This is a genomic window from Streptomyces sp. NPDC059875 (genome assembly GCF_042731085.1).
Classification (GTDB): Bacteria; Actinomycetota; Actinomycetes; order Streptomycetales; family Streptomycetaceae; genus Streptomyces.
In genome coordinates this window covers 216,734-243,289 of the sequence record NZ_JBHWJZ010000003.1, presented here as the reverse complement: position 1 = coordinate 243,289, position 26,556 = coordinate 216,734, and the positions used below count along the sequence as shown (strand labels likewise).

Below are 26,556 nucleotides of genomic sequence, written 5' to 3'. Positions count from 1 at the left end.
AAAGACGACCGACCGGAAGTCAATGACTTTCCGGTCGGTCGCATACTTATGCCATGTGCAGGGTGCTCGCGGAGAGGGGCGCTAGCGCGCCATCTCCTCCTTCAGGGCCTGGAGGAAGGCGTCGACGTCTTCTTCCGTGGTGTCGAAGGAACACATCCAGCGCACGTCACCGGCGGCCTCGTCCCAGAAGTAGAAGCGGAAGCGCTTCTGGAGCCGGGTGCTCACCTCGTGCGGCAGTCGCGCGAAGACGGCGTTGGCCTGCACCGGGTAGAGGATCTCCACCCCGTCCACCTCCCGCACGCCGGCCGCCAGGCGCTGCGCCATCGCGTTGGCGTGCGAGGCGTTGCGCAGCCACAGGTCCTTGGCGAGCAGCGCCTCCAGCTGGACCGACACGAAGCGCATCTTGGACGCGAGCTGCATGGACAGCTTGCGCAAGTGCTTCATGTGGCTGACGGCGTCCGGGTTGAGGACGACCACGGCCTCGCCGAACAGCATGCCGTTCTTGGTGCCGCCGTAGGAGATGACGTCCACGCCCACCGCGTTGGTGAACGCCCGCATCGGCACGTTCAGGGAGGCGGCGGCGTTGGCTATCCGAGCCCCGTCGAGGTGCACCTTCATGCCCTTGGCGTGGGCGTGCTCCACGATGGCCCGGATCTCGTCCACGGTGTAGACCGTGCCCAGCTCGGTGTTCTGGGTGATCGAGACGACCTGGGGCATGGCCCGGTGCTCGTCCTCCCAGCCCCAGGCCTGCCGGTCGATGAGCTCGGGCGTGAGCTTGCCGTCCGGGGTCGGAACGGTGAGCAGCTTGAGGCCGCCCATCCGCTCCGGCGCTCCGCCCTCGTCCACGTTGATGTGCGCGGACTCGGCGCAGATCACCGCACCCCAGCGGTCGGTCAGCGCCTGCAGGGCGGTGACGTTGGCGCCGGTGCCGTTGAAGACCGGGAAGGCCTCGGCGCTCGGGCCGAAGTGGCTGTGCATGATCCGCTGGAGGTGCTCGGTGTAGTCGTCCTCGCCGTAGGCGATCTGATGACCGCCGTTGGCGAGCGCGAGGGCCGCGAGCACCTCCGGGTGGGCGCCGGCGTAGTTGTCGCTGGCGAATCCCCGGACCGACGGGTCGTGGTGACGACGTGCGTCGGTCTTCGAGGGCAGAGCCGGGGTCACGGCTTGGGGGTCAGCCACAGACGCTGTCCATTCACTTCCTGTGCGGGCCGCGCCCAGACGCCGGCGATCTCGTCAGCCAGATCCTTGACGTCGGTGAAGCCCGCGAACTTCGCATTCGGGCGCTCTTCGCGCATGGCGTCGTGCACCAGTGCCTTGATCACCAGGATGGCAGCCGCCGCGTTCGAGCCCTCCTCGCCCCCCGCCTTGCGGAACGAGTCCGCCAGGGCGAGGGTCCAGGCCTCGGCCGCGGCCTTGCCCGCGTTGTACGCCGCGTTGGTGGCCACCGGCTTGTGCGCGCCGGCCTGGCTGACCAGGACGAACCGGCCGCGGTCGCTGCGCAGCAGATGGTCGTGGAAGGCGATCGAGGTGTGCTGGACGGTGCGGATGAGGAGCCGCTCCAGGAAGTCCCAGTCCTTGAGGTCGGTCTCGGTGAAGGAGGCGCTGCCGCGCCAGCCGCCGACGAGATGGACCAGGCCGTCGACCCGGCCGAACTCCTTCTCGGTCTTCGCGGCCCAGTCCTTGGTCGCGGCGAGGTCGAGCAGATCGACCGTGTCGCCGACGACCGTGGCGCCCCCGTGGGCGTACCGGGCGGCGTCGACCGCCTCGGCCAGGCGCGCCGGGTCGGCGTCCGAGGCGACGACGATGGCGCCGGCTTCGGCGAGGCGCATCAGCGTCGCCCGCCCCGCCGGACCGGCCGCTCCCGCGACCGCGATGACGGCACCCTCCAGCGGCCCGCCGTTTCCGTTGCCGTTCATGGTCGTCCCCTCCTCCTCCGTGACTGGGTTCACGCGGCAGCCTGCTCGGTCCGCGAAGCGTTCGCGGCGGTGATGCCCTTGGTGGAGGCGATCACGTCCTTCAGCTTCTTGGACAGGGCCTCATAGAACATGCTGAGCGGAAACTCGTCCGGAAGCACGTCGTCGACGAGCTTGCGGGGCGGCAGGGAGAGGTCCAGGGCGTCCGGACCCTTGGCCCACTTCGATCCCGGGTGCGGGGCGAGGTAGGTGGACACGAGCTCGTACGCCTTGAACCAGTGGACGAGCTTGGGGCGGTCGATGCCCTCGCGGTACAGCTTCTCGATCTCGGCGCAGAGCTGGTTGGTGACCTCCGGGGCCCGCTTCCAGTCGATCTTGAGCGTGTTGTCCGTCCAGCGCACCACGTCGTGCTTGTGGAGGTACGCGAAGAGGAGCTGGCCGCCCAGACCGTCGTAGTTGCGGTTGCGGTCGCCGGAGACGGGGAAGCGGAACATCCGGTCGAAGAGGACGGCGTACTGCACGTCCCGGCCGTGCCCGTTGCCCTCGGCCTCGAGCTTCACGGCCTCCTTGAAGGCGGTGAGGTCGCAGCGCAGCTCCTCCAGGCCGTACATCCAGAACGGCTGGCGCTGCTTGATCATGAACGGGTCGAAGGGCAGGTCGCCGTGGCTGTGGGTGCGGTCGTGGACCATGTCCCAGAGCACGAAGGCGGACTCGCAGCGCTTCTGGTCCTCGACCATGGCGGCGATGTCCTCGGGCAGCTCGATGCCGAGGATGTCCACGGCGGCCTCGGTGACCTTGCGGAAGCGGGCGGCCTCGCGGTCGCAGAAGATGCCGCCCCAGCTGAAGCGCTCGGGGGCCTCGCGCACGGCGATGGTCTCGGGGAAGAGGACGGCCGAGTTCGTGTCGTAGCCGGCGGTGAAGTCCTCGAAGGTGATGCCGCAGAACAGCGGGTTGTCGTAGCGGGTGCGCTCCAGCTCGGAGAGCCACTCCGGCCAGACCATGCGCAGCACGACGGCTTCCAGGTTGCGGTCCGGGTTGCCGTTCTGCGTGTACATCGGGAAGAGCGCCAGGTGCTGGAGCCCGTCCTGACGGTCGGCGGCCGGCTGGAAGGCCAGCAGGGAGTCCAGGAAGTCCGGGACCTCGAAGCCGCCCTCGACCCACTTGCGCAGGTCGGCGACGAGCGCGCGGTGGTACGCGGCGTCGTGCGGGAGCAGCGGGGAGAGCTGCTCGAGCGCGGCCACGATCCTCTCGACCGCGCTCTCGGCGAGGGCGCGGGACGGCGCGCCCTCGGCCTCGAAGTCGATGGAGCCGTCCTTGCTCTGCCAGGGACGGATCCCCTCCACGGCATTCTTGAGCTCGGGCCAGGCAGGGTGGTCGATCACCGGAGCAGCGGTGGATATCCCCCCACCGGTCACATCCTGCACAAGAATTTCCGTCATTACTCTTCCTCCACAGGAGAACCTCGCGTCAAGACACCGTATCCGTACGCGGTTCCTCCGGACAAGGGGAGCAAGAGAAATTATCCTGCGCCACCCCCATGGTCACCGTGAATTTTCCTGCCGGGAAGGGTTGAGGCAATCGCATCCGCCGCGCCGGCGAGGGCCCGGGACGCGGCACCGAGGTACTCGTGCATGGCCAGGAAGCCGTGGAACATCCCCGGGTGGTGGTCCTCGGTGACCTTCACACCGGCCGCGGTCAGGGCGGCGGCGAAGGCCCGCCCCTCGTCGCACAGCGGGTCGCAGCCGGCGGTGACCACATGGGCGGGCGGCAGACCGGCGAGTTCGGCGCGCAGCGGGGAGGCGAGCGGGTGGCGGGGATCGCCGTCCGGGCCGAGGTAGTGGTCGCGGTACCAGCGCATGTGGGCGGTGGTGAGGTAGTAGCCCTCGCCGTTCGTCCGGTACGACTCGGGGGCGCCGGCCATGTCGGTGGCCGGGTAGACCAGCACCTGGCGGGCGAGAGCGGGGCCCCGGCGGTCGCGGGCGAGCAGGGCGGCCGCGGCGGCGAGGTTGCCACCCGCGCTGTCCCCGCCGACGACGAGGGCCGAGGGCTCGCCGCCCAGCTCGTCGATGTGCGCGCCCGTCCAGCACAGGGCGGCGTAGGCGTCCTCGACGGGGGCGGGGAAGCGGGCCTCCGGGGCGAGCCGGTAGTCGACGGAGACGACGACGGCTCCGGACTCCCGGCACAGCGCCCGGCAGGTGCGGTCATGGGTGTCCAGGCCGCACAGCACCCAGCCCCCGCCGTGGAGGAAGACGAGGGTCGGGCGGGGCGCCGCGTCCCCCTCGGGCCGGTAGATCCGTACGGGGAGCGGCGGGGCGCCCTCGGGGCCGGGAACCGTCCGGTCCTCCACCGAGCCGACGGCCGGCGGCGCACCGGGCGGCGCGGGGGCGGAGGCGAGCACACGGCGTGCCTCCACGGGGTCGGTGACGGCCCCGCCGATGTCAGGGAAGACGGCCGTCAGCAGATCCACGAAGGGGCGGGCGTCGGGGTCGAGCCGGTCCTGGCCGGGCAGCGACGTGGGCGCGGATGCCCGGTCGGCCCGTGTGGGCGCGGGCCCCTCGGTGGGTGCGGGCGCGGGTGCCCGGTCGGCGGGTGCGGGCCCGTCGGTGGGTGCGGTGCCGGTCATCGGGCGGCCTTCCCCTCGGTGAAGTAAGGGATGACCTTCTCGCCCCACTGGCGCAGGGTCTCCAGACAGGCCTCCTGCGGCACGGTCCCCATCTGCATCAGGCACATGATCTCGTCGGCGCCCGCGTCCCGGAGCCGTTCCACGTGGGCGATCGCGTCCTCGGCGGTGCCGTACGCGTGGTCGGCGTTGAACGTGGCCGTGGCGGAGGGGCGTACCGGGATGCGCTGCTCGTGCAGCCGGGCGACGACCTGTTCGGCGGCGCGGCGCATGTCGGCGGCCTCGTCGGCGCCGTCCACCACCGCTTCGTCGGGGATGCCCGCTCCCCCGTACCAGTGGCCGATCGACTGGGCGAAGAAGCGCTGCCCCCGGATGCCGATCCGCCGGGCCTCGGCGCGGTCGTCGAGGACGATCGTGGGGCACAGGACGGAGAAGTGGTCGTTGACGACGGTGGAGACGAACCGTGCTCCGGTGCGTGCGGCGCGGGCGGTGTCGTAGGCGCGGCGCATCTCGGCGATCGAATCGGGTCCGGCGAAGCCCATCACGAGCGCGCCGATGCCGAGCTCGGCGGCCCGGGTGAGGGTCTCGGTACGGCTGCAGGCGAGGAAGAGGGGCGGGTGCGGGGTCTGCCGCGGGCGGGGCAGGATCGGATGCGGATCGATCCTGATCAGCTCGGAGCGGTACTCCAGCTCGTCCTTCTGCCAGGCCCTGCCGATGATCCGCAGGGCGTCCTCGACCTCCTGGGTCGTACGGTCCCGGTCCACCCCGCACAGCGAGGTCTCCTGCTCGGTGCCGCCGCGCCCCGCGCCGAGGTCGAGGCGGCCGCCGGAGAGCAGGTCGAGCATGGCGGCGCGTTCGGCCACGCGGGCGGGGTGGTTGAAGTGGAACGGCATGCAGACCACGCCGTGGCCGATGCGGATGCGGCTCGTCCGCGCGGCGACGTAGGAGAGGAAGACCTCGGGGGCGGACATGTGGGCGTACCACTTCAGGGAGTGGTGCTCGACGGCCCAGATCCGGTCGAAGCCCATCTCCTCCGCCAGGACGGCCTGTTCGACGCAGTCGTGGATGACCTGGTGCTCATGCTCCACGGTCGGGTCGGCCAGCTGTGCCTCGAAGATCACGGAGAACTTCATGTGCCCTCCAGGGGTTGTGTCGGGGCGCTGCCCTTGTTTCGATTCGCCATATGACTAGTCGTCAGGTAGCGAAGAGGCAAGAGACGGAGCACGGATTGCCGCAGACCGCCTGGGCGGTGCTCGGCCTGCTCTCCTTCCCCGGCGAGCGCACGGGTTACGAGCTGAAGAAGTGGGCGGACGCGTCCCTGCGCTTCTTCTACTGGTCACCGGCGATCAGCCAGATCTACGCGGAGCTGCGGCGGCTGGAGTCGCGGGGATACGTGACGTCGGCCCGGTCGGGCCCGGAGGAGCCGCGGACCAAGCGGCGGTACGCGATCACGGAGGCGGGCCGGGCGGCGCTGGCCGACTGGGCGGACGGCGACGGCGGTCCCGTGGTGCTCAAGCACCCGCTGGTGCTGCGGGTCTGGCTGGGGCATCTCGCCGCGCCGGAGCGGCTGCGGACGCTCGTCGAGGAGCACATCGCCCGCACCCGGGGCGAGCTGAAGGAGGTCCGGGACGCACTGGCGCGCGCGGAGTCCGTGCCGGAGTGGCGCCATCCGGCGCTGGCCCTGCGCTGGAGCGAACGCCGGCACCTGGCCGAACTGGAACTGGCGGAGTCGATGCTGGCGGACCTGGCGGACCTGGACCCGCCGGAGGGCAACGGCCTCTGAGCCACCCTCCGGAGGGGCTCCTTCCCACGGCACGCGCGCATGCGCTTCCTTCTCGCGGTGAAGTCATTAGGCTGCGCCCCGAGCCGCACCGGAAGCCCGGAGGGACCTGGGCCCGGACATCGACGGAAGCGAGAAGATCTTGAGTTTCCTCACCATCGGTCATCGCGGAGTCATGGGCGTCGAGCCCGAGAACACCCTGCGTTCCTTCGTCCGGGCCGAGCAGGTCGGCATGGACGTCATCGAGCTCGACCTCCATCTGAGCAAGGACGGCGCACTCGTCGTCATGCACGACGCCGACGTCGGCCGGACCACCGACGGCAGCGGCGCGATCGCCGAGAAGACCCTCGCCGAGCTGCGCGAGCTGGACGCGGGCGCCGGGGAGCGCGTCCCCGTCTTCGAAGAGGTCCTGGACGCGGTGCAGTCGCCGCTCCAGGCCGAGATCAAGGACGTGGCCGCCGCCCAGGCGCTCGCCGAGGTGATGAACCGGCGTGACCTGGTGGGTCGTGTGGAGGTCCTCTCCTTCCACGACGAGGCGCTCACAGAGATCTCCCGGCTGGTCCCCGGCGTGCGTACGGCGCTCGTGGCGGACCTGTGGGGCGCCGACGTCGTGGACCGGGCCCTGGCGGTCGGCGCCGGCGCCCTCGTCCTGAACATCCGGCACCTCACCCTGGAGACCGTCGAGCGCGCGCACCAGGAGGGCCTGCGGGTCATCGGCTGGGTGGTGAACACCCAGGACCACCTGCGGCTGGTACGGGCCCTGGAGCTGGACGGTGCGACGACGGACTATCCGGAGATCCGCCGCACCGGCCGCTTCACGGCCTGAGCCGCGGGGTCGCGCGGCCCGGGGGCTCAGACCAGCGGCTTGACCAGGAGTTCGAACTGCAGGTCGTCCCGCTGCGGGACACCGAAGCGCTCGTCGCCGTACGGGAACGGGGTCATCTCTCCCGTACGGCGGTAGCCGCGCCGCTCGTACCAGGCGATGAGCTCCTCGCGCACGGAGATCACCGTCATGTGCATCTCGCGCACCCCCCAGATCTCCCGCACCCGGCGCTCCGCCTCGGTGATGATCAGGCGGCCGAGACCGGCGCCCTGGAGTTCCGGGCGGACCGCGAACATGCCGAAGTAGGCGGCCTCGCCGCGGTGTTCGAGCTGGCAGCAGGCGACGACCTCGCCGTCGCGCTCGACCACCATCAGCCGGCTGCCCGGGGTGGTGATGACGGCGCGCACCCCCTCGGCGTCGGTCCGCTGCCCCTGCAGGATGTCCGCCTCGGTGGTCCAGCCGGTCCGGCTCGAGTCGCCGCGGTAGGCCGACTCCACGAGCGGGACGAGGACGGGGACGTCGTCCTCGACGGCGTCGCGGTAGCCGATCCGACCGGTGTCCTGCGGCGTGGCGGTGTCCATGCTGTTCGGGTCTCCCCTCGGGGCGCTGACGATCCCCCCGAGCGTAACGCCCCAGCGGCGTGCTCCCCCCGCGTACGCCTGTGCGCTCGCGTACGCCCGCCGGGGCGCGGGCATCGACCCGGAGGGACCACGGGAGGTGTGTCGTGCACGGACCGGCGTTGTCGGCCTGGCTGTTGCTGACGCTGTGCGGGGCGAGCGGGGTGTACTGCCTGCTGCGGATGCGCCGGTGCGCGGGTGAGGAGCGCAGAGCGGCGGCGAGCGAGGCCGTGATGGGCTTCGGGATGGCGGCGATGGCGCTGCCCACGGCCGTGCTCACGCCGCCCTCCTGGTCGTGGATGGTGTACGCGGCCGTGTTCGGGGTGGCGGCGGTGCGGGCGCTGTGGGCGGTACGGCGAGGCGGCCACCATGTGCACCACCTGGTGGGCTCGGTCGCGATGGTCTACATGGCGTGGCCGGGGCCGGGGGCGGGGGCGCACGGCGGGCACGGCAGCGGCGGGGGCGTCCCGCTGGTGACGGGTGCGCTGCTCGCGTACTACGTCGTCTACGTGCTCCGCTCGGGAGCACGGCTGGTCCCGGTCGCGGTGCCGGCGGGCGGTCCGCCCGCGGTGTGGGCGGTGCGGCCGGAGTTCACGCTCGTGTGCCGGCTGTCGATGGCCCTCGCGATGCTGGCGATGCTCGTCGCGCTGTGATCCCCGTGGCCGCGAACCCGTGGTGTACGTCACTTGCCGTGCGAGGCCATACCCCCGAGTAGGACGCCCCTCATAGGCTGGACGCCATGTTGGTCTCCCTCGCGCTGCTCTCGCTCGGCGTCCTGACCGCCGCCGTGGCCCCACGGCTGCTGTCACGGTCCGACTGGGCGGAGCGCGAGCCCGTGGTGGCGCTGTGGGTGTGGCAGTGCGTGGTGGCGGCGGTGCTGCTGAGCTTCGCGCTGTCGATGACGTTCAGCGCCGCGGCCGCCTGGCAGGTGGTACGGGGTCAGGTCTTCGCGCCCGCGCCGCACGGAGTGATCGAGGCGTACGAACTGGGCACGCTTCAGCCCTGGTCGGCGGCGCTCGCGGTGATCCTGGCCTGCGGCGGGCTGTGGACGGGGGCGATGCTCGGCCGGGAGATCCGCCGGGCGCGGGCGCGCCGCCGGCAGCGCCGTTGCGAACTGCTCGTCCGTGCCCCGCTGTTGCCGGGCGAGGAGCCGGGCGGCGAGCGTCTTGTCGTACTGGAGGGCGAGCGAGCGGACGCCTGGTGGCTGCCGGGGACCGCGCCGCAGCTGGTCATCACGACGGCGGCGCTGCGCCGGTTGAAGGGACGCCAGCTCGACGCCGTGCTCGCGCACGAGCAGGGACACGCCCGGGCGCGCCACGACTGGCTGCTGCACTGCTCGGGGGCGCTGGCGGGCGGGTTCCCGGGGATTCCGGTCTTCGCGGCCTTCCGAGGCGAGATGCACCGGCTGGTGGAGCTGGCAGCCGACGATGTCGCCTCGCGGCGGTTCGGTCGGCTGACGATCGCGTTGGCGCTGGTGGAACTGAACGAGGAGCGCGGGGTGTTCGGGCCCGGTCCCGCACCGGACGCGGATCTCCCGCAGCGGGTCAACCGTCTCCTCACCGCCGCTCCCCGGCTCACCGCGGGTCGGCGGCTGCGGCTGACGGCGACCGCGGCGTTCGTACCGGTGGTGCCGGTCCTGGTGGCATTCGTCCCCGCGCTGAAGGCGCTCGGTTAGTCGGGGTCGGCGGCGCGCCGGAGCACGGGTCGGGGAAGATCGCCTCATGCGCTCCTCCGCCGTGGTCTCCGGTGCCCTGGCCGTGCTGCTGCTCGTCCTCGTGGCCGTGGGCTGGCCACCACTGCTCTCCCTGGACCGGTCGATCACCGAGGAGCTCCACCGCAGCGCCGTCGCCGAGCCCGGGTTCACGCAGGTCAACCGGATCCTCAGCGACTGGGTGTGGGACCCGTGGACCATGCGCGGGCTGATCGCCGTCGCGGTGGTGGTGCTGTGGTGGCGGCGCGAGCGGTTGCTCGCCCTGTGGTTGACCGTGACGAGCCTGCTGACGGCGGGCGTCCAGCAGGGCATGAAGTCGGCCGTCGGCCGGGAGCGGCCCGTGTGGACCGATCCGCTCGACTCGGCCGATTACGCGTCGTTCCCTTCGGGGCACGCGATGACGGCGGCCGTCAGCTGGGGACTGCTGCTCTGGGTGCTCGCCCTGCACTGGCGGGAGGGCCGGCGCGGCTGGAGCGTGGTCGCGGTGGCGGCCCTGGTGTCCGTGCTGGGGGTGGGGTGGACCCGGGTCTATCTCGGGGTGCACTGGCCGTCGGACGTGGTGGCCGGCTGGCTGCTCGGATGGTGTCTCGTGACTGTGGCGATCATCACGTTCCGCACCTACGGACAGGGCGCCGGACGGACCGGTCCGGCGGGCCCCGGGCGGAGGAGAATGGGAGAAACGCGATGAAGCCGCCTGTCCTGGACGATCCCCCGCGTCGCCCAGAACAGACGGCAAACCCGCTGACCAGCCACGAAGGCGCGACAGCAGGCTGCGCTGAGTATATTGGCTGCGAGCCAGTCAACGCAGGAGTCAAGCATGTCCCCGCGTAGCCAATCGGTCAATGAAGAGCTTCGGCGACGCTCTCGGGAGCGGCTTCTGCAAGCCACCGTCGAGCTCGTTTCGGAGCGCGGGTACGAGGCGACGACGCTGGGCGACATCGCCGAGCGGGCCGGCTCCGCACGTGGCCTGATCTCGTACTACTTCCCCGGCAAGCGCCAGCTGCTGCAGTCGGCGGTGCACCGGCTGATGCACCGCACGCTGGAGGAGGCGCTGGAGCGCGAGCCGCGGACCGAGGACGGCCGGGAGCGGATGGCACGGGCCATCGACGCGATTCTCGGGCTGGCCGTGGACCACCCCGTGCTCATGCGGACGCACATGGCGGGCATCCTGCAGGCCGAGGGGTTCGTGCAGTGTCCGGAGCAGCAACGGCTGGCGTTCCTGCTGCGGGACACGGTGACGCGGTACGGCTCCGCGAACGTGGACGCGGACTACCCGCTGCTGCGGGCCCTGCTGATGGGCGCGGTCGTGGCGGTGCTGCTGCCGGGGGCGCCGATGCCGATGGCGCGACTGCGGGCGGAGCTGTTCCACCGCTACGGGCTCGACTGGGAGCAGGGCACGCCGCCGGACGGGGGTCCGCCCGACGGCATGCCCTTCACGGCGTCCGCGTTACGGAGCCGGGTGCCGCGACAGTCGACCGAATCGACTCGTCAGGCACGCTCGGGTCAGTCGTCGTAGTCGTCGAAGTAGTCCGGCTGGGTCTGCACGTTGAGCTCGTGCATCCGGACGCGCTTCGCCGGGTCCGTGCGACGGTCGTCGAGCTTCAGCACGTCGAAGCCCTTGGCCATGTCGTTCGAGTAGATGTAGCCGTTGTAGTAGTACGCCGACCACGAGCCGCCGCCGACGAGACGGTCCGCGGAGATCGGGCCGCGCTCGAAGTAGGCGATCTCCTTGGGCTTGGCGGAGTCGGTGAAGTCCCAGACGGAGACACCACCCTGGTACCACGCCTGGACCATCAGGTCCTTGCCCTTGACCGGGATCAGCGAGCCGTTGTGGGCGACGCAGTTCTCGGTGTCGGCCTGGTGGCGCGGGATCTTGAAGTAGCTGCGGAAGACGAGCTCGCGGTGCTTGCCCTTGCCGACGATGTCGTAGATGCCGTCGGCACCGCGGTTCGGCCCGACGGCCGCGTTGCAGGTGGCCGCGCCGCCGCCACCGAGCTCGTCGGTGAAGATGACCTTGTTCGCCTTCTGGTTGAAGGTCGCCGAGTGCCAGAACGCGAAGTTGACGTTGTCCTGGACCTGGTCGATGACCTTCGGGTGCTCCGGGTCCTCGATGTCGAAGAGGATGCCGTCACCCATGCAGGCACCGGCCGCGAGGTCCTTGCCCGGCAGCACGGTGATGTCGTGGCAGCCGGTGGTCTTGGAGACACCCGGGTTGGTGGGACTGCCGGGGTTGCCGCCGCCGTCCGGGCCCTCGCCGGGGAACAGGACGGGGAAGCCCACGATCGCGGCCTTCTCGGGCGCCTTGCGGGGCACCTTGATGACCGTGATGCCGTCGTGCGGGGGCTGGCAGTCCGGGAACGCGGCGTTGGGCGAGTACGAGGAGACGTACACGTACACGTCACGCTTCTCGGGCACCAGCGTATGGGTGTGCGAGCCGCAGGCGGTCTCGACGGCGGCGACGTACTTGGGGTTGGTGATGTCGCTGATGTCGAAGATCTTCATGCCCTCCCAGGAGGACTTCTCCGTGGCCGGCTGACTGACGCTGGCACAGGAGTTGTCGCTGCGGGAGGAGTCGGTGGAGAGGAAGACGAGGTTGCCGGAGACGGAGATGTCGTTCTGGGATCCGGGGCAGAGGACCTGGGCGACCGTCTTCGGGGCCCGCGGGTTGCTGATGTCGAAGATGCGGAAGCCGTCGTAGTTGCCGGCGAAGGCGTACTTGCCCTGGAAGGCCAGGTCGGAGTTGGTGCCGGGAAGTGCGTCCTTGGGGATGTTCGCGAGGTGTTGGATGTTGTCGCTGTGGACGATCTCGTCCACGCCGGGTATCTCGCCGCTCTGGATGGCGGACCGGGCCTCGGCCGCCTGCTCCGAGGAGACGGTGCCCTGCGCGGTGGTGTCACCCGGGTCGGGCGTGGCGGCCGCGGGGCCGGCCGCGAGCAGGCTGACGAGCAGTCCGGCCGCGGCGGTCGCCACACCCAGACCTCTGATCCGTGCGCGCGGGGTACGCGTGATGCGCGTGGTACGCAACGAAGTCACTCCGTCCTCCCTTGTATCCGTTCGTAGTTGAACGGGTGATGGACCCCGGCAGTATCGTCCTTAGCGTGCACATCTCAACAGATGGCAACACACATGTAATGAATGTTTTTGCTCGACGCCCCTGAGAAGCGTGCTAGGAACGGTGCCCGACGCTTGTCCCCCGGTCCCTCGGAACCACCCCTGGAGGTCGCCTTGTTGAACCGCCGTATCCGTGGAGCTGTCGCCGTGGCGCTGAGCGTCGCCGCGGTGTGGGCACTGGCTGCCTGCGAGTCGGCCCCGGACGAGAGCGCGCCGCAGAGCAAGGGGTCCACGGGTCCCGCGGTGGTGGCCCCGGGCAAGCCGGGCGAACCGGCGCGGAAGATATCGCCCGCCGAGGCGTCCCGCCTGCTGCCCGACGACAAGCCCAACGCGGCGGACTTCACCTATGCGCAGATGATGATCGTCCATCACCGGCAGGCGCTGACGATGACCGGGCTGGCGCCGCAGCGGGCCGGATCGACGCAGATCAAGAAGCTGGCGGAGCGGATCGCGGCAGCGCAGAAGCCGGAGATCGACGCGATGGACGGGTGGGTGAAGAGCAACGGCGGTCCGCGCGAGCAGAGCGGCCACGACCACCACACGATGCCGGGGATGGCGACCGAGGCGCAGTTGGCACAGCTGCGGGAGGCGAAGGGCGCGGCGTTCGACGAGCTGTTCCTCAAGCTGATGATCACGCACCACGAGGGGGCGGTGACGATGGCGGCCGAGGTGCTGGGGCAGGGGAACAACGTCCTGGTGGAGGAGATGGCGAACGACGTGATCGCGCAGCAGACGGCGGAGATCAACCGGATGCGCTCGATGTAGCGGCGCCGGAACCGGCCCGTCCGGGCTGGTACCGGCTCGTACCTGCCGCGTACCGGCTCGTACCTGCCGCGTACCGGCTCGTGCCTGCCACGTACCGGCTCGTACCAGGCTCGTACCTGGCTGGTACCGGCCCATGCGTGGCTCGTACCGGCCGTCCTCGCTTCGGGGCCGTCGCGTCTCTCCCCTCCGGAGGCTTCCGGTGCCATGCTGGAAGCCTCTCGGCGGGAATCCCCGCGGCGGGAAGGAGTACGGCCGTGCTTCGTGTCGCTGTCGTCGGTTCCGGGCCCAGCGGGGTCTACACCGCCCAGTCGCTGGTCCAGCAGTCGGTGGTGCCCGGCGTGCGGGTCGACGTCCTGGACCGGCTGCCCTGCCCGTACGGTCTGGTCCGCTACGGCGTCGCACCCGACCACGAGAAGATCAAGTCGCTGCAGCAGAACCTGCGGGCGGTCCTGGAGGACGAGCGGGTCGGCTTCGTCGGCAATGTCGAGGTCGGCGCGCGGGGGCTGACCCCGGCCCGGCTCCTGGAGCTGTACCACGCGGTCGTGTACTGCGTGGGCGCGGCGCGGGACCGCCGGCTCGGGGTGCCGGGCGAGGACTTGGCGGGCAGCTATTCGGCGACGGACTTCGTCTCCTGGTACAGCGCCCACCCCGATGCCGCGGGCAACGGTTTCCGTCTCGACGCACGCTCGGCGGTCGTGATCGGCGTGGGCAACGTGGCGGTGGACGTCACCCGGATCCTGGCCAGGGGCGCGGACGAGCTGCGGCCCACGGACGTGCCGCAGGGCGCCCTCGCCGCGTTGTCGGCCAGCCGGGTGCGCGAGGTGCACATGGTCGGGCGGCGGGGCCCCGGGCAGGCCAAGTTCACGACGAAGGAGCTGCGGGAGCTGGGCGGTCTGGGCGGGGCGCGGGTGGGCGTGGAACCTGCGGACCTGGCCCTGGACCCCTCGTTCGCGGACCCGTCGGCGCTGCCTGCCGTGAACCGGCGGAACCTGGAGGTCGTCCGCGGGTGGGCGGCGAGCGCCGCGGAGGAGGCCGGAGACGCGGCGGCAGCGCGCTCCATCCGGCTGCGGTTCTTCCTCCGGCCGGTGGAGCTGTTGGGCGAGGGCGGCCGGGTGGCCGCGGTACGCTTCGAGCGGACGGAGCCGGACGGCGCCGGCGGGGTGCGCGGTACGGGTCGGTACGAGGAGATCGAGGCCCAGCTGGTGCTGCGGGCCGTCGGCTACAAGGGGGTCGCGCTGCCCGGGCTGCCCTTCGACGAGGCTCGCGGGACGGTCCCGAACGAGGCGGGCCGGGTGCTGCGGGACGGCGCGCCGTCGGCGGGCGAGTACGTCGCCGGTTGGATCAAGCGTGGCCCGACGGGCGTCATCGGCACCAACAGGCCCTGCGCCAAGGAGACGGTGACCTCCCTGCTGGCCGACGCGGCGGAGCTGGCCGACCGCCCGGTGCCGGCGGACCCGGTCGGCGCGCTGCGGGACCTGGGCCACGAACCGGTCGCCTGGCGGGGCTGGCTCTCCATCGAGGCGGCGGAGTCGGCCCTGGGCCGCTCACTGGGCCGCGGCCGGGTGAAGATCCCGGACTGGCCCGGCCTGCGGGCGGCCGCCCGGGAGAGCGCGGACCGGGGCGCCTAGGGCCGGTCGGGCTCCTCCACGACATTCTGCGGCCGGTCCCAGGGCCGCGTCCGCGCCCGCACACGGCGGGAGTCGCTACGCGTCCCCGGTCGGCTCGCCCAGGCGCTCCGCCTGGGCCCCGGACGCCTGCAGGACGCTGTCGAGGAGACCGGGGAAGAGGGCGTCCAGGTCGTCGCGGCGCAGGGCGTTCATCTTCGCGGTGCCCCGGTAGATCTGCTGGATGACGCCGCTCTCGCGCAGCACCCGGAAGTGGTGCGTGGTCGTCGACTTGGTCACCGGGAGGACGAAGAAGGAACAGCTCAACTCGGCACCCTCGCGCGCCAGGTCGCTCACGATCCGCAGCCTCACCGCGTCCGACAGCGCGTGCAGCACCCCCTCGAGGCGGATCTCCTCCCGCGCGGGGTGCTCGAGGGCCCGAGGGTTGATCGCGGTCGTCACGGCGGCGGCTCCACTTCATCCGGGGTACGCGCCCATTGTACGAGGACTCTCGTAGTTTGACAGATGCCGTACTACGATGAGTATCGTACGAGTGCCACCGAGGCCCTGCCCCGAAACGGAGTCCGTCATGAGCGTCGCCCTGTTCGAGCCCTACACCCTGCGGTCCCTGACCATCCCGAACCGGGTATGGATGGCTCCGATGTGCCAGTACTCGGCAGAGGTGTTCGGCCCGAACGCGGGCGTCGCCAACGACTGGCACTTCGCCCACTACGCCTCCCGCGCCACCGGCGGTACCGGCCTCATCCTCGTCGAGGCGACCGCTGTCGCCCCCGAAGGCCGGATCAGCCCCGCCGACCTCGGCATCTGGAACGACACCCAGGTCGAGGCGCTCCGCCGCATCGCCACCTTCCTCAAGGAGCACGGCACGGTACCCGGCATCCAGATCGGTCACGCCGGCCGGAAGGCGTCCACCAAGCGCCCCTGGCATGGCCGCGGGCCGGTCGCGCCCGGCGACCACGGATGGCAGCCGGTCGCGCCGAGCCCTGTCGAGTTCGCCGAGGGCTACCCCGTCCCGACCGAGCTGACGACCGGACAGATCGCGGAGATCGTGGGTCAGTTCGCGGACGCGGCCCGCCGCGCCCTGGCGGCCGGTTTCGAGGTGGTCGAGGTGCACGGCGCCCACGGCTACCTGATCGGCGAGTTCCTCTCCCCGCACAGCAACCACCGCACCGACGCCTACGGCGGCTCCTTCGAGAACCGCACCCGCCTCGCCCTCGAGGTCGTCGACGCCGTCCGGGCGGTGTGGCCCGAGGAGCTTCCGGTCTTCTTCCGGATCTCGGCCACCGACTGGCTGGAGGACCAGGGCTGGACCCCGGACGAGACCGTCCGCTTCGCGGGCCTGCTGAAGGAGCACGGAGTCGACCTCCTCGACGTCTCCAGCGGCGGCAACGGCGGCCCCGCCGAAATCCCGGTCGGCCCGGGCTACCAGGTGCCCTTCGCGGCCCGGGTGAAGGCCGAGACCGGTCTGCCCGTCGCGGCCGTCGGGCTGATCACGGAGATCGACCAGGCGGAGAAGATCGTCGCCAACGGGGAGGCCGACGCCGTCCTGCTCGGGCGCGAGCTGCTCCGCGACGCCTCCTGGGCGCGCCGGGCGGCGCGCGAGCTGGGCGCCGAGACCCACGCGCCGAGCCAGTACGCCTGGGCGATCTGAGCCCTCGCTCGACCCTCGCCCCTCCCTTCGGACTTCTCCCCGGGTTGACGCGGAACACGCCTCCGACCTGGGGAGACGCCCGTTCCGGGGGCCGCTGTCAGTGGCCGGGTGCAGACTGGCCCGTATCCGCGACAACGACATCCTGGAGGTGTCGGCCATGCCCGACGTAGTACTGACCGTAGGCACCCGAAAGGGTCTGTTCATCGGCCGAAGGCGCGACGGCCGGTGGGAGTTCGACGATCCCCACTTCAACGCGCAGGCGATCTACTCGGTCGCCATCGACACCCGGCGGTCCACGCCCCGGCTCCTCATCGGCGGCGACAGCTCCCATTGGGGCCCGTCCGTGTTCCGCTCGGACGACCTCGGCGCCACCTGGACGGAGCCGCCGAAGCCCGCGGTCAAGTTCCCCAAGGACACCGGAGCTTCACTGGAGCGGGTCTGGCAGCTGCACCCCGCGCCCGCGCACTCCCCGGACGTCGTCTACGCGGGCACGGAGCCCGCCGCTCTGTTCAGGTCCGAGGACGGCGGTGCCTCGTTCGAGCTGGTCCGCCCGCTGTGGGAGCACCCGACCCGGTCGCGGTGGGTGCCGGGCGGAGGCGGCGAGGCCGTGCACACGATCGTGACCGACCGGCGCGATCCGGACGCGGTGACGGTCGCGGTGTCGACGGCCGGGGTGTTCCGCTCCCGCGACGGCGGGGCGAGCTGGAACCCCTCCAACCAGGGGGTGTCCGCGGTCTTCCTGCCCGATCCGAACCCGGAGTTCGGCCAGTGCGTGCACAAGATCGCGCAGGACGCGGGCGACCTGGACCGGCTCTATCTGCAGAACCACTGGGGTGTGTTCCGCAGCGACGACGCGGGCGCGAAGTGGACCGACATCGGTGCCGGGCTCCCCTCCGACTTCGGCTTCACGGTCGCCGCGCATCCCCATCGGCCCGATGTGGCCTATGTGTTCCCCATCAACGCCGACGAGGACCGGGTGCCCGCCGGGCACCGCTGCCGTGTCTACCGTACGAGTGACGCCGGCGGCAGCTGGGAGGCGCTCACGTCCGGACTGCCGGAGGGCGACCACTACGGCACGGTGCTGCGGGACGCGCTGTGCACGGACGACGGGGACCCGGCGGGCGTCTACTTCGGCAATCGCAACGGGGAGGTGTACGCGAGCGCCGACGACGGCGACAGTTGGCAGCTCCTGGCCGAGCACCTGCCGGACGTGCTCTGCGTGCGGGCGGCGGTGATCGGGTGAGGCGCCGTCACGCTGCGCCAGTAGAGTGACGCCCGTGGCAGCACGACCGTTGAATGAGATCGTCGAGCCGGGGTGGGCGCTCGCGCTCGCACCCGTGGCCGAACGCATCGCCGCTATGGGCGACTTCCTGCGTCAGGAGATCGCCGCCGGGCGGACCTACCTGCCTGCCGGAGCGAACGTCCTGCGGGCGTTCCAGCAGCCCTTCGACGAGGTGAGGGTCCTGATCGTCGGCCAGGACCCGTATCCGACGCCGGGGCACGCGGTGGGCCTGAGCTTCTCCGTGGCGCCGGAGGTGATCCCCGTGCCACCGAGCCTGGACAACATCTTCCGCGAGATGCACCACGACCTGGGGCTGCCCCGCCCTTCGAACGGCGATCTGACACCCTGGACCCGCCAGGGTGTGCTGCTGCTCAACAGGGCACTCACCACGGCGCCCCGCAAGCCCGGCGCCCACCGCGACAAGGGGTGGGAGGCCGTCACCGAGCAGGCCATCCGGGCCCTGGCCGCCCGAGGGAAGCCGCTGGTGTCCGTGCTGTGGGGGCGTGACGCGCGCAATCTGCGTCCGCTCCTGGGCGCCCTGCCGGCGATCGAGTCCTCGCACCCCTCCCCGATGTCGGCGGACCGGGGCTTCTTCGGGTCGCGGCCCTTCAGCCGCACCAACGAACTGCTTCTGCGCCAGGGGGCGCAGGAGGTGGACTGGCGGCTGCCGTGACGGACGACGGCTGGGTCGTCGGGGTCGACTCGGGCGGGTCCGGGCTGCGGATCGCCCTGGCGCGCGCCCTGGACGGGGTCGCCGTGGAGACCGTGACGTCCCGTGAGCCCGTGCGGACCGGGCCCGGGGGGATCGAGGCAGCGCATTTGCTCGAGCAGCTGCTGCCCGCCGTCGAGGCGATGCGGGGCCGCGCCGGGGCCGCGCCCGTGGTCGCTCTGGCGGTCGGGGCCGCCGGAATGGCGACGCTCGGCGACGAGCTGCGCGCCGTGCTGCCCGGAGCTCTGGACCGGGCGGTGGGCGTACGACGTCTGGCGCTGGCCGCCGACGCCGTCACCGCGTACGCCGGGGCCCTCGGGCAGCGGCCCGGGGCCGTGGTCGCGGGCGGCACGGGCCTGATCGCGCTCGGCACGGATCTCACCACGTGGCGCCGTGCCGACGGCTGGGGTCATCTGCTCGGCGACTGCGGCAGCGGTGCGTGGATCGGCCGCGCCGGTCTGGAGGCGGCGATGCGCGCCTTCGACGGGCGGCGCGGCGGTTCCTCGGCGCTGCTCGCGCGGGCCGAGAAGCTGTTCGGTCCCGCCGCCGGGCTGCCGGGGGCGCTGTATCCCCGGCCCGACCGGCCCGCCGTGCTGGCCTCCTTCGCCCCCGACGTGGCCCACTGCGCCACGGCCGGCGACCCCGTGTCGACGGCGATCCTGCGCCAGGCCGCCGCGCATGTGGCCGAGGCCGCGGCCGCCGTGTGCCCGTCCCCGGGAGCGTACGAAGTGGCACTGACCGGTGGCCTGTTCAAGATGGGTGATCCGCTGCTCGTACCGCTGCGTGCCGAGCTGGCGGAGCAACTGCCGCACGCCCGCCCGACGTCGGCGGCCGGGGATCCGCTCGCCGGATCGCTGCTCCTCGCCTCCGCGCTGGCCACGGGAACGCTACGGCTGCCCACGGACCCGCAGTTGCTTCATTTGACCTCGTAAGCGACGGTTCGGACAAAGAGGGGCAGATAACTCTCTGCTGCACCTCACCGCACTGCGCGGCGGGCGAAACCAGTAACATGCGGCGCCATGAGCTCCCCCACTGGGCCTGCTTCCGGCCTGCCTGTACGAATGCCGCGACCCCGCCAGCCCGGACGGCACCGTCGCCCTGAACCCGCGGCGGCGCCCGAGGGTGCTCCCGCACTCGTCCTCGCCGTCCCCGGCACCCCGTCGGCCGCCATACGCTCGCTGGCCGAAGAGGTCGTGAGCATCGCCCGCTCCGAGCTGCCGGGCCTGGAAGCCGCGATCGGCTACCTCGACGGGGACGACGCCGAGTACCCCACTCTCGCGACCGTGCTGACGCGGGCCGAGACGCTGCGCACCGAGCGGTACGAGCTGGCCCTGGCCGCCGGCCGCGAGGTCAGCGCCCCCGAGGGACCGGCCGCCGTCGTGGTGCCGCTGCTCGCCGGCCCGGACAGCGCCCTGATGCGGCGCGTCCGCCAGGCCGTGATGGACAGCGGCAACCTCGCCGAGCTGACGGACGTCCTCGGTCCGCACCCGCTGCTCGCCGAGGCCCTGCACGTGCGCCTCTCGGAGGCCGGTCTGGCCCGCGCCGACCGCGCCCGGCTCTTCACGGTGGCCACGGCCGCCGACGGCATCGTCCTGGCGACGGTCGGCGGCGAGGAGGCCGTCCAGGCCGCCGGCATCACCGGCATGCTGCTGGCCGCCCGCCTCGCCGTCCCGGTGATGGCCGCCGCGCTGGACCAGGAGGGCTCCATCACCGCGGTCGCCGAGCAGCTGCGCGGCTCCGGCTCGGTGCAGCTGGCGCTCGCCCCGTACCTGATCGGTCCCGAGCTGGCCGACGGCCTGCTCGACGCGGCCGCCAAGGAGGCCGACTGCGCCTCCGCCGAGCCGCTGGGCGCCTACCCGGCGATCGGCAAGCTGGTGCTCTCGCAGTACACGGCCGCGCTGGGCATCGCCCCCCAGCAGCAGGGTGCCCCGGCCGTCTGATCGGTCCACGGCATACGGGAGGGCCCGCACCGGACATGTCCGGTGCGGGCCCTCCCGTATGCCCGGCAGGCGTATGGCCGACGGGCCCGTGGGTTCAGCCGAAGACCACGCAGGAGGCCGCCGGGGCGTCCAGGGCGCCCGCGCGGTGCGGGATGCCGCTCTCCGCGTCGATGTCGAACCAGGTCACGTCGCCGGAGCGCTCGTTGGCCGCGTACAGGCGCCGCCCCGAGGGATCGAGGGCCAGGTCGCGGGGCCAGTGGCCGCCGCAGGGCACGGTGGCCACGAGGGCGGCCTTCTCGCCGTCCGCGTCCAGGGCGAGGACGGCGATGCTGTCGTCGCCGCGTACGGCGGCCCAGAGGAAGCGGCCGTCGGGGGCGACGACCACCCCGGACGGGTAGCTCGGTCGGGTGGCGCCCTCGGGGAGCACGGACGTCTCCCCGACGGGTTCGAGGACGCCCGCCGTCCCGTCCCAGCGGCAGACGGTGAGGGTGGGCTCCAGCTCGTTCAGCACGTAGGCGTGGGTGCCGGCCGGGTGGAAGGCCAGGTGGCGCGGGCCCGTGCCGGGGCGCAGGATCGTCTCCCCGTGCGGGCGCAGCGCCCCGGAGCCGACCTCCAGGGCGTAGATCCGTACGGAATCGGTGCCGAGGTCCACCGCGGTCGCCCAGGGCCCGCCGGGCGCGGACAGGACCTGGTGGGCGTGCGGGCCGCCCTGGCGGTCGGCGACCGGTCCCGAGCCCTCGTGCCGGACCACGTCGATGGCCGGGCCGAGGGAGCCGTCCGGTCCGACGGGCAGGGCGGTGACGCTGCCGGAGCCGTAGTTGGCCGTGAGGAGGTGGCCCCCGGCCACGGCGAGGTGGGTGGGTCCCGCGCCGCCTACGGCCACGGGAGCGCCGAGCGGCCGGGGTATTGCTCCGCGTACGTCGAAGGCGGCCGCGGCGCCTTCCTCGGTCTCGGAGACGGCGTACAGCACCGCGCCCGCGAGGGCGAGATAGGACGGGTCCGCGAGTGCGGTCGTCGTACCGGTGACGGTCAGGGCCCCGGTGGACGCGTTCACGTCTGCGGCGAGGATCCCACGGCCCCCGGCCGAGGTGAACGATCCGATGAAGGCCCGTACCGGTTCCCGTGCGTCAGTGTCGCCGCCCATGGCTCTCCCCTCTCCGCCGGGCGGTCATGGCCGACCGCCCGCGTCGTCGGGGCCGACGTTAGCAGGCGGTCTAGACCAACTTGGATCAAGTCGGCGGACGGAGCCTTCCGTCAGGCCGCGGGGACGAGCGGGGCGCTCGGCGCGGTGCGCAGCGGCGCCGCCAGGTCGACCAGCGCGCGTTCGAGGCCGTACAGGTGCCCGAGGGCCGCCTCGGCGCCCGGGTGGTGGGGCGGCAGGGCCGCAGCCGCGACGGCGGCGGAGCGCCCGGGCCGGGCAGGCGGGACCAGGGCGTGGACGGCCGCCTCGACGCGCCAGGACGCGGCGGCGAGCCGGGCGTCGTGAGAGGCGTCCGGGTCGGCGGCGACCGCGGCGAGCCCGCGGATCTCGCGGGCGCAGTCGTCGAGCAGGGCGAGGACGCGGCGGGCGCGGGCCTTGCGGGCCCGCAGCGGGCTCAGCGGGTGGACGAGCGGTGCCAGTGAGAGCCGGACCCGGCCGAGCAGCACCTCGAGCTCGGCGGCGAGCGGCGCGGGGTCGGCGTGCGGGTCACCGGCGAGTCGTCGCGCCGCGACGGTGGTGCAGTCGTGCACGCACGTCACGGCCCGCTCGATCCAGGCGTTGGTGGCGGCATGGGTGGTCACCGGGAGCAGCGCGACGCCGACGGCCGCGCCGAACGCGCCGACCGCGGTCTCCTCGAAGCGGAGCAGCAGGAGCCCGGGGTGCAGGACGCCGAGCAGTCCGTACAGCAGCCCGGCCATGACGGTCACGAAGAACATCATCCAGCTGTACGAGAGCGGGGCGGTGTAGAAGATCCCGAAGACGCACACCGCAACCAGGAGGGCGGTCGGGGCGGGGGCGCCCGCGAGCGGGATCGCGATGAGGAGCCCGGCGGCGATGCCGGTGACCGTGCCGACGACCCGCCGGAAGCCGCGGACCAGGGTCTCCCCGCGGGAGGCGGTGTTGACGAAGATCCACCAGGCGGTGCCGACGGCCCAGTACCAGCGCTCGTGCGAGATGAACTGGCCGGCGGCGAGCGCGACGGCGCAGGCGGCGGTGGCCTGGAACGCCTGCCGCGTGGTGGGCCGGTGGAGGCCGCTGCCGGGCAGCGGGGTCGGTGCGGCGGGCGGCGGGACGCGCCGCTCGATGCACCAGGCGACGAAGCGGACCGAGGCCGAGGCCGCGAGGGCGAGGGCCACCGCCGCGTACAGCTCCGGCAGCTGGGCGGGCAGCGCGTGCAGGAACTGGGTGACGAAGAACATCATGAACGCGAAGATGCCCAGCGCCTGTCCGCGCGGGCCCCAGCGGCGTGCGTACACGCCCGCGAAGACGACCAGCAGCCAGGACGCGTCGCGCAGCAGCGGCGCGCCGTGCAGGGCGGTCGCGAGGGCGAGGACCGGGAAGCCGACGGCGGGCAGCAGGGCGGTGGTGACGACCTGGCGGCGCACGGTGGGGTCGCCGACGGTGAAGAGCGCGAGCAGCGCGGCGAGACCGCCGGTGATCGAGGCGGTGAGGGAGAGCCCGGCGAGCTCGGCCGCGGCGACGGCGAGCGCGACGGCGAGGACGGCGCGCGAGGAGACCCGCAGCCGGACCCGGCCGGGGTCGGGTGCCACGAACACGAGCCGGACGAGCCGACGCCCGGCCGCCCGGAGCTGCTTCACGACGGTCGTACCGCCCCCGCTGACGTACACACACCCTCTTCGCGTGATCTCGTGCCCCGGCCTGCTTGTGGCGGCCCTGGACATGGGAAAGGCGCCGCGGGTCCGGTTCCGGCCGCGTCGCCGGTCCGGCGCGTGCGCGGCGCCATCTCTTCGTACTCTTCCAGAGGAAAACACCTGGCCACCCACTGGCTCAACTCAACGGCGCGGGGGTGGGCCATTGGTACAGTCGGCGTGAATAGACCGCAGCCAGAAGGAGGCCAACGGACCATGGCCGTGGACGAGCTCGACACGCGCATCCTTCGGCTGCTGATCGAGCAGCCGCGCACGAGCGTGCGCGAGTACGCGCGGATCCTGGGGGTGGCGCGGGGCACGGTGCAGGCCCGTATCGACCGGCTGGAGCGGGACGGGGTGATCACCGCCACCGGCCCGGTCCTCTCCCCGGCGGCGCTCGGCCACCCGGTGCTCGCGTTCGTGCACATCGAGGTCACGCAGGGGCATCTGGACGAGGTCGGTGACGCGCTCGCCGCCGTGCCGGAGATCGTCGAGGCGTTCTCGATCACGGGCGGCGGGGATCTGCTGACGCGGGTGGTGGCCCGGGACAACGGTCACCTGGAGGACGTGATCCAGCACCTGATCCAGCTGCCGGGCGTGGTCCGCACCCGTACGGAGATGGCGCTGCGCGAGCGGGTTCCGCACCGGCTGCTGCCCCTGGTGGAGTCGGTGGGGCGGGCATCGGTCCGGCCCGGTTGATCCCGGGTTGAGATCCTTTGATCCCGGGTTGAGATCCTTGACCCCATGAGCACTCGGCGCACTTCGGTCATCTTCGATCTCGACGGAACGCTGGTGGACAGTGAACCGAACTACTACGAGGCCACCCGGCGGACCCTCTCGGAGTTCGCCGGGGACACGGACTTCGACTGGGAGCGGCACACCCGCTTCATCGGGATCGGGACGCGGGAGACGCTGGAGATCCTCGGGGCGCGGTACCGGATCGAGGCGCCCGTCGACGAGCTGCTCGACGCCACGAACCGGCACTATCTGGAGCTGGCGCGGACCTCGACCCCGGTCTATCCGCAGATGCGGACCTTCGTGGAGCGGCTGTACGCGGTGGGGGTGCCGATGGCGGTGGCTTCCGGCTCGTCGCGCGCGGCGATCGAGGCGGTGCTCGGCGGAACGGGCCTCGACGCACTGCTGACCACACTGGTCTCGGCGGAGGAGGTCGGGCGCGGCAAGCCGGAGCCGGACGTCTTCCTGGAAGCGGCGCGCCGCCTCGGGGCCGAGCCGGCGCGGTGCGTGGTGTTCGAGGACGCGGCCCCGGGCGCGGAGGCGGCGCGGGCGGCGGGGATGCGGTGCGTCGCGCTCCCGTACGTGGCGGCGACGGTGGACGATCCGGCGTTCCGCGCGGCCGATCTGCTGTTCCGGGGCGGGCAGGCGGAGTTCACCGCCGAGGCGGCCTTGAGCTGGCTCGACCTGCCGAACGGGCACGCGGACCTCCCGTAGGCCTTCTGCCCTCCGCGGCGCGTGCGCCACTGGCGGAGAAGAAAATCCGGGCGCCGTGCGGCGCCGTCGTGGCAGGGTACGGAAGTTCGTCCCGCCGCACCCCGGAGATGCCATGTCCTTGCCGCCCCGTCTGATCCCGCTCCTCGACCAGTTCGACTTCGCGCGGCTGCGGCTCCGACAGCGCATGGCGGGGCCGTTCGTGGACAGCGGCAACGGCACGGACGTCGCGGCCGCACCGCTCACCGACGAGGAGTACCTCTGGGAGCCCGTTCCGGGCTGCTGGTCGGTGCGCCGCCGCACCGACGGCCCGGGCCCGCGGGCGACCGTCCTGACCGGCACGGGCGACTGGGGGCGGGACGCCACCCCGCCCCCGCACCCGACTCCACCGCCGTTCACCACGATCGCCTGGCGGCTGAGCCACCTGAGCGAGCTCATGGCGCTCCGAGCGGACCACACCAACGGCACCCACAGCCTGACCCGTGACGACTACCGGAGCAGCGGCGACGCCGCGTCCGCCATCGCGGACTTCGACGCCGCGGCGAGCGCCTGGCGGGAGGCGCTGCTCGCCGCCGACGACAAGGCGCTCGACACCGTGGGGCACAGCACCTATCCGCACGGCAGCGATCCGGAGGATCCCTTCCTGGACACCGTGTGGTGGGTCAACCAGGAACTGCTGCACCACGGCGCCGAGATCGCGCTGCTACGAGACCTCCACCGGGCCCGCACCGCGTAGCCGGCCCGCGCACTCGATGGCGACGATCCCCCACCCATGGGATTATTTGTATGAAATAACAACAGGCACGCCGAAGACAAACAAAGAGGGCGAAATGTCTGCCATCAAGGAATCCATCGACATTTCCCGCAGCCCCGAGGAGGTCTTCACCTACGTGACCGACCCGACCCATCTTCCCGACTGGCAGGACAGCGCCGTCTCGGTCCGCCTCCTGGGCAGCGAACCCATCGGCGTCGGCGCGAAGGTCGCCGTGACGCGGCAAATCGGGCGTCGGCAGATGGTCACGATCATGCAGGTCATCGACCTCGACCCGCCCAGGAGTTGGCACATCCACGGCATCGACGGTCCGGTGCGCGGTGACGTCCAGGGCACGATCGAGCCGATCGACGACGGGGAGCACTCACGGCTGACGCTCTCCATCGACTTCGAGGGCCACGGCATCGGCAAGGCGCTGGTCCCCCTCGTCGTACGCCCGCACGTCCGCAAGGAGATGCCAAGGGACGAGCAGACACTCAAGGGCATCCTGGAGGCGGGAGCCACCCGGTGAGCCATCCGACCGCCCCGGGCGCACCCCGGGGCGGCCGTGGTGGCCGTATCAGCTGAACATCACCGAGCGGAGCTTCAGCCGCTCGGAGGCGTGGCCGCCGTGCGGCCTGAGGCTGAAGTAGTCGCCTTCGCAGTCGGGGCCGGTGAAGACGGTGGCGGTGGAGTCGGTGTGGTTGCGCGGGGAGTGCGCGGGCGTGGTCCACGGGTCCGCGACCTCGGGAAGGGTCAGGCACACCCCGCTCGGCGGGTCCGCGAGGAATCCGAGGTGCGGCGTGCCGCTCGGATCGTTGTGGACGTAGCTGAACTCCCCCTCCGCCGCGGAGGCGGAGGGCGCGGCGGCGAAGAGCACGGCAAGGCCGCAGGCGGCGGTGGTGGCGAGGGCGCGCAGGCGCATGGACGTCGTCCCATCGTTCGTCGGTGCAGGGCCGGAG

At 72.2% G+C, this 26,556-nt stretch carries 28 protein-coding genes; 17 read left to right on the top strand and 11 right to left on the bottom strand.

The window, feature by feature from the left end:
* Positions 1–81 precede the first annotated feature (81 nt).
* The 5 genes from ACFV9D_RS05065 to ACFV9D_RS05045 form a co-directional block, all read right to left on the bottom strand.
* On the bottom strand, positions 82–1,161 hold the full coding sequence (locus ACFV9D_RS05065; protein ID WP_385141538.1) for a threonine aldolase family protein: 1,080 nt from the start codon (positions 1,159–1,161) through the stop codon (positions 82–84).
* A complete protein-coding gene (locus ACFV9D_RS05060) occupies positions 1,158–1,916 on the bottom strand; it encodes an SDR family NAD(P)-dependent oxidoreductase (protein ID WP_385141056.1) in 759 nt (252 codons plus the stop codon). The genes ACFV9D_RS05065 and ACFV9D_RS05060 overlap by 4 nt, the downstream gene beginning before the upstream one ends.
* 29 nt (positions 1,917–1,945) lie before the next feature.
* Complete coding sequence (locus ACFV9D_RS05055) at positions 1,946–3,352, bottom strand: DUF6421 family protein (protein ID WP_385141053.1); 1,407 nt, start codon at positions 3,350–3,352, stop codon at positions 1,946–1,948.
* 80 nt (positions 3,353–3,432) lie between these two features.
* Positions 3,433–4,536 carry an alpha/beta hydrolase gene (locus ACFV9D_RS05050; protein WP_385141050.1) on the bottom strand — a complete coding sequence of 368 codons (1,104 nt, stop codon included), beginning with the start codon at positions 4,534–4,536 and terminating at the stop codon, positions 3,433–3,435.
* Positions 4,533–5,666: an LLM class flavin-dependent oxidoreductase gene (locus ACFV9D_RS05045; protein ID WP_385141047.1), complete on the bottom strand. Its 1,134-nt coding sequence runs from the start codon at positions 5,664–5,666 to the stop codon at positions 4,533–4,535. Before ACFV9D_RS05045 ends, ACFV9D_RS05050 begins: the two co-directional genes overlap by 4 nt.
* Positions 5,667–5,782: 116 nt before the next feature.
* On the opposite strand from ACFV9D_RS05045, the gene ACFV9D_RS05040 reads away from it, so the two are divergent.
* Both ACFV9D_RS05040 and ACFV9D_RS05035 read left to right on the top strand, forming a co-directional pair.
* Positions 5,783–6,316, top strand: coding sequence for a PadR family transcriptional regulator (locus tag ACFV9D_RS05040; RefSeq protein WP_385141535.1), 534 nt, complete (start codon positions 5,783–5,785; stop codon positions 6,314–6,316).
* A 139-nt stretch (positions 6,317–6,455) separates the two neighbouring features.
* On the top strand, positions 6,456–7,139 hold the full coding sequence (locus ACFV9D_RS05035; protein ID WP_385141044.1) for a glycerophosphodiester phosphodiesterase: 684 nt from the start codon (positions 6,456–6,458) through the stop codon (positions 7,137–7,139).
* Between the two features lie 26 nt (positions 7,140–7,165).
* On the opposite strand, the gene ACFV9D_RS05030 is transcribed toward ACFV9D_RS05035, so the two are convergent.
* Complete coding sequence (locus tag ACFV9D_RS05030; protein ID WP_385141041.1) at positions 7,166–7,717, bottom strand: GNAT family N-acetyltransferase; 552 nt, start codon at positions 7,715–7,717, stop codon at positions 7,166–7,168.
* Between the two features lie 143 nt (positions 7,718–7,860).
* Here ACFV9D_RS05030 and ACFV9D_RS05025 point away from each other — a divergent pair, with 143 nt between their 5' ends.
* The 4 genes from ACFV9D_RS05025 to ACFV9D_RS05010 all read left to right on the top strand — a co-directional run bounded on the left by ACFV9D_RS05025 (position 7,861) and on the right by ACFV9D_RS05010 (position 10,980).
* Positions 7,861–8,406, top strand: coding sequence for a DUF5134 domain-containing protein (locus ACFV9D_RS05025; RefSeq protein ID WP_385141038.1), 546 nt, complete (start codon positions 7,861–7,863; stop codon positions 8,404–8,406).
* Between the two features lie 86 nt (positions 8,407–8,492).
* Positions 8,493–9,428, top strand: coding sequence for a M56 family metallopeptidase (locus ACFV9D_RS05020; RefSeq protein WP_385141036.1), 936 nt, complete (start codon positions 8,493–8,495; stop codon positions 9,426–9,428).
* A 46-nt stretch (positions 9,429–9,474) separates the two neighbouring features.
* Positions 9,475–10,152 (top strand): phosphatase PAP2 family protein, encoded by a 678-nt coding sequence (locus tag ACFV9D_RS05015; RefSeq protein WP_385141034.1) that lies wholly within the window; start codon positions 9,475–9,477, stop codon positions 10,150–10,152.
* A 129-nt stretch (positions 10,153–10,281) separates the two neighbouring features.
* A complete protein-coding gene (locus tag ACFV9D_RS05010; RefSeq protein ID WP_385141031.1) occupies positions 10,282–10,980 on the top strand; it encodes a TetR/AcrR family transcriptional regulator in 699 nt (232 codons plus the stop codon).
* Here ACFV9D_RS05010 and ACFV9D_RS05005 read toward each other — a convergent pair.
* The gene (locus ACFV9D_RS05005) at positions 10,968–12,497 is read right to left on the bottom strand and encodes an LVIVD repeat-containing protein (protein ID WP_385141029.1); all 1,530 of its coding nucleotides are present in this window, start codon (positions 12,495–12,497) and stop codon (positions 10,968–10,970) included. The genes ACFV9D_RS05010 and ACFV9D_RS05005 overlap by 13 nt on opposite strands.
* A gap of 192 nt (positions 12,498–12,689) precedes the next feature.
* Between ACFV9D_RS05005 and ACFV9D_RS05000 the strand changes: the two genes are divergently transcribed.
* On the top strand, positions 12,690–13,340 hold the full coding sequence (locus ACFV9D_RS05000) for a DUF305 domain-containing protein (RefSeq protein ID WP_385141026.1): 651 nt from the start codon (positions 12,690–12,692) through the stop codon (positions 13,338–13,340).
* Between the two features lie 254 nt (positions 13,341–13,594).
* Entirely contained in the window at positions 13,595–14,968 is a 1,374-nt protein-coding gene (locus tag ACFV9D_RS04995; RefSeq protein ID WP_385141023.1) for an FAD-dependent oxidoreductase, read from the top strand.
* Between the two features lie 75 nt (positions 14,969–15,043).
* On the opposite strand, the gene ACFV9D_RS04990 is transcribed toward ACFV9D_RS04995, so the two are convergent.
* Entirely contained in the window at positions 15,044–15,406 is a 363-nt protein-coding gene (locus tag ACFV9D_RS04990) for an ArsR/SmtB family transcription factor (RefSeq protein ID WP_385141020.1), read from the bottom strand.
* A gap of 127 nt (positions 15,407–15,533) precedes the next feature.
* On the opposite strand from ACFV9D_RS04990, the gene ACFV9D_RS04985 reads away from it, so the two are divergent.
* The 5 genes from ACFV9D_RS04985 to ACFV9D_RS04965 all read left to right on the top strand — a co-directional run bounded on the left by ACFV9D_RS04985 (position 15,534) and on the right by ACFV9D_RS04965 (position 20,547).
* Entirely contained in the window at positions 15,534–16,616 is a 1,083-nt protein-coding gene (locus tag ACFV9D_RS04985; protein ID WP_385141017.1) for an NADH:flavin oxidoreductase/NADH oxidase, read from the top strand.
* A gap of 157 nt (positions 16,617–16,773) precedes the next feature.
* Positions 16,774–17,859 (top strand): WD40/YVTN/BNR-like repeat-containing protein, encoded by a 1,086-nt coding sequence (locus tag ACFV9D_RS04980; RefSeq protein ID WP_385141014.1) that lies wholly within the window; start codon positions 16,774–16,776, stop codon positions 17,857–17,859.
* A gap of 34 nt (positions 17,860–17,893) precedes the next feature.
* On the top strand, positions 17,894–18,571 hold the full coding sequence (locus ACFV9D_RS04975; protein ID WP_385141010.1) for a uracil-DNA glycosylase: 678 nt from the start codon (positions 17,894–17,896) through the stop codon (positions 18,569–18,571).
* Positions 18,568–19,539 carry an N-acetylglucosamine kinase gene (locus tag ACFV9D_RS04970; protein WP_385141007.1) on the top strand — a complete coding sequence of 324 codons (972 nt, stop codon included), beginning with the start codon at positions 18,568–18,570 and terminating at the stop codon, positions 19,537–19,539. The genes ACFV9D_RS04975 and ACFV9D_RS04970 overlap by 4 nt, the downstream gene beginning before the upstream one ends.
* 87 nt (positions 19,540–19,626) lie before the next feature.
* Complete coding sequence (locus ACFV9D_RS04965; RefSeq protein WP_385141004.1) at positions 19,627–20,547, top strand: sirohydrochlorin chelatase; 921 nt, start codon at positions 19,627–19,629, stop codon at positions 20,545–20,547.
* A 94-nt stretch (positions 20,548–20,641) separates the two neighbouring features.
* Here the strand turns inward: ACFV9D_RS04965 and ACFV9D_RS04960 are convergent, their stop codons facing one another.
* Together ACFV9D_RS04960 and ACFV9D_RS04955 are read right to left on the bottom strand one after the other, a co-directional pair.
* Positions 20,642–21,691, bottom strand: a complete 1,050-nt coding sequence (locus ACFV9D_RS04960; protein WP_385141001.1) for a lactonase family protein — start codon at positions 21,689–21,691, stop codon at positions 20,642–20,644.
* A 110-nt stretch (positions 21,692–21,801) separates the two neighbouring features.
* Positions 21,802–23,304, bottom strand: coding sequence for an FUSC family protein (locus tag ACFV9D_RS04955; RefSeq protein ID WP_385141533.1), 1,503 nt, complete (start codon positions 23,302–23,304; stop codon positions 21,802–21,804).
* 309 nt (positions 23,305–23,613) lie between these two features.
* Between ACFV9D_RS04955 and ACFV9D_RS04950 the strand changes: the two genes are divergently transcribed.
* The 4 genes from ACFV9D_RS04950 to ACFV9D_RS04935 all read left to right on the top strand — a co-directional run bounded on the left by ACFV9D_RS04950 (position 23,614) and on the right by ACFV9D_RS04935 (position 26,126).
* On the top strand, positions 23,614–24,096 hold the full coding sequence (locus tag ACFV9D_RS04950; RefSeq protein ID WP_385140998.1) for an Lrp/AsnC family transcriptional regulator: 483 nt from the start codon (positions 23,614–23,616) through the stop codon (positions 24,094–24,096).
* Between the two features lie 45 nt (positions 24,097–24,141).
* On the top strand, positions 24,142–24,846 hold the full coding sequence (locus ACFV9D_RS04945; RefSeq protein WP_385140996.1) for an HAD family hydrolase: 705 nt from the start codon (positions 24,142–24,144) through the stop codon (positions 24,844–24,846).
* A 112-nt stretch (positions 24,847–24,958) separates the two neighbouring features.
* Positions 24,959–25,579 carry a DinB family protein gene (locus tag ACFV9D_RS04940; protein WP_385140993.1) on the top strand — a complete coding sequence of 207 codons (621 nt, stop codon included), beginning with the start codon at positions 24,959–24,961 and terminating at the stop codon, positions 25,577–25,579.
* Positions 25,580–25,673: 94 nt separating this feature from the next.
* Positions 25,674–26,126, top strand: coding sequence for an SRPBCC family protein (locus ACFV9D_RS04935; protein ID WP_385140990.1), 453 nt, complete (start codon positions 25,674–25,676; stop codon positions 26,124–26,126).
* A 48-nt stretch (positions 26,127–26,174) separates the two neighbouring features.
* Here ACFV9D_RS04935 and ACFV9D_RS04930 read toward each other — a convergent pair whose 3' ends face one another.
* Positions 26,175–26,519: a hypothetical protein gene (locus tag ACFV9D_RS04930; RefSeq protein ID WP_385140987.1), complete on the bottom strand. Its 345-nt coding sequence runs from the start codon at positions 26,517–26,519 to the stop codon at positions 26,175–26,177.
* Positions 26,520–26,556 lie beyond the last annotated feature (37 nt).

Bases quoted from the DNA above. Each gene is read 5' to 3' on its own strand.
- ACFV9D_RS04985 (WP_385141017.1), top strand. From the start codon at position 15,534: ATGAGCGTCGCCCTGTTCGAGCCCTACACCCTGCGGTCCCTGACCATC.
- ACFV9D_RS05060 (WP_385141056.1), bottom strand. From the start codon at position 1,916: ATGAACGGCAACGGAAACGGCGGGCCGCTGGAGGGTGCCGTCATCGCG.
- ACFV9D_RS05020 (WP_385141036.1), top strand. From the start codon at position 8,493: ATGTTGGTCTCCCTCGCGCTGCTCTCGCTCGGCGTCCTGACCGCCGCC.
- ACFV9D_RS05030 (WP_385141041.1), bottom strand. From the start codon at position 7,717: ATGGACACCGCCACGCCGCAGGACACCGGTCGGATCGGCTACCGCGAC.
- ACFV9D_RS04965 (WP_385141004.1), top strand. From the start codon at position 19,627: ATGAGCTCCCCCACTGGGCCTGCTTCCGGCCTGCCTGTACGAATGCCG.
- ACFV9D_RS04945 (WP_385140996.1), top strand. From the start codon at position 24,142: ATGAGCACTCGGCGCACTTCGGTCATCTTCGATCTCGACGGAACGCTG.
- ACFV9D_RS04930 (WP_385140987.1), bottom strand. From the start codon at position 26,519: ATGCGCCTGCGCGCCCTCGCCACCACCGCCGCCTGCGGCCTTGCCGTG.
- ACFV9D_RS04960 (WP_385141001.1), bottom strand. From the start codon at position 21,691: ATGGGCGGCGACACTGACGCACGGGAACCGGTACGGGCCTTCATCGGA.
- ACFV9D_RS04950 (WP_385140998.1), top strand. From the start codon at position 23,614: ATGGCCGTGGACGAGCTCGACACGCGCATCCTTCGGCTGCTGATCGAG.
- ACFV9D_RS04940 (WP_385140993.1), top strand. From the start codon at position 24,959: ATGTCCTTGCCGCCCCGTCTGATCCCGCTCCTCGACCAGTTCGACTTC.
- ACFV9D_RS05045 (WP_385141047.1), bottom strand. From the start codon at position 5,666: ATGAAGTTCTCCGTGATCTTCGAGGCACAGCTGGCCGACCCGACCGTG.
- ACFV9D_RS04980 (WP_385141014.1), top strand. From the start codon at position 16,774: ATGCCCGACGTAGTACTGACCGTAGGCACCCGAAAGGGTCTGTTCATC.
- ACFV9D_RS05055 (WP_385141053.1), bottom strand. From the start codon at position 3,352: ATGACGGAAATTCTTGTGCAGGATGTGACCGGTGGGGGGATATCCACC.
- ACFV9D_RS05015 (WP_385141034.1), top strand. From the start codon at position 9,475: ATGCGCTCCTCCGCCGTGGTCTCCGGTGCCCTGGCCGTGCTGCTGCTC.
- ACFV9D_RS05010 (WP_385141031.1), top strand. From the start codon at position 10,282: ATGTCCCCGCGTAGCCAATCGGTCAATGAAGAGCTTCGGCGACGCTCT.
- ACFV9D_RS05050 (WP_385141050.1), bottom strand. From the start codon at position 4,536: ATGACCGGCACCGCACCCACCGACGGGCCCGCACCCGCCGACCGGGCA.
- ACFV9D_RS04935 (WP_385140990.1), top strand. From the start codon at position 25,674: ATGTCTGCCATCAAGGAATCCATCGACATTTCCCGCAGCCCCGAGGAG.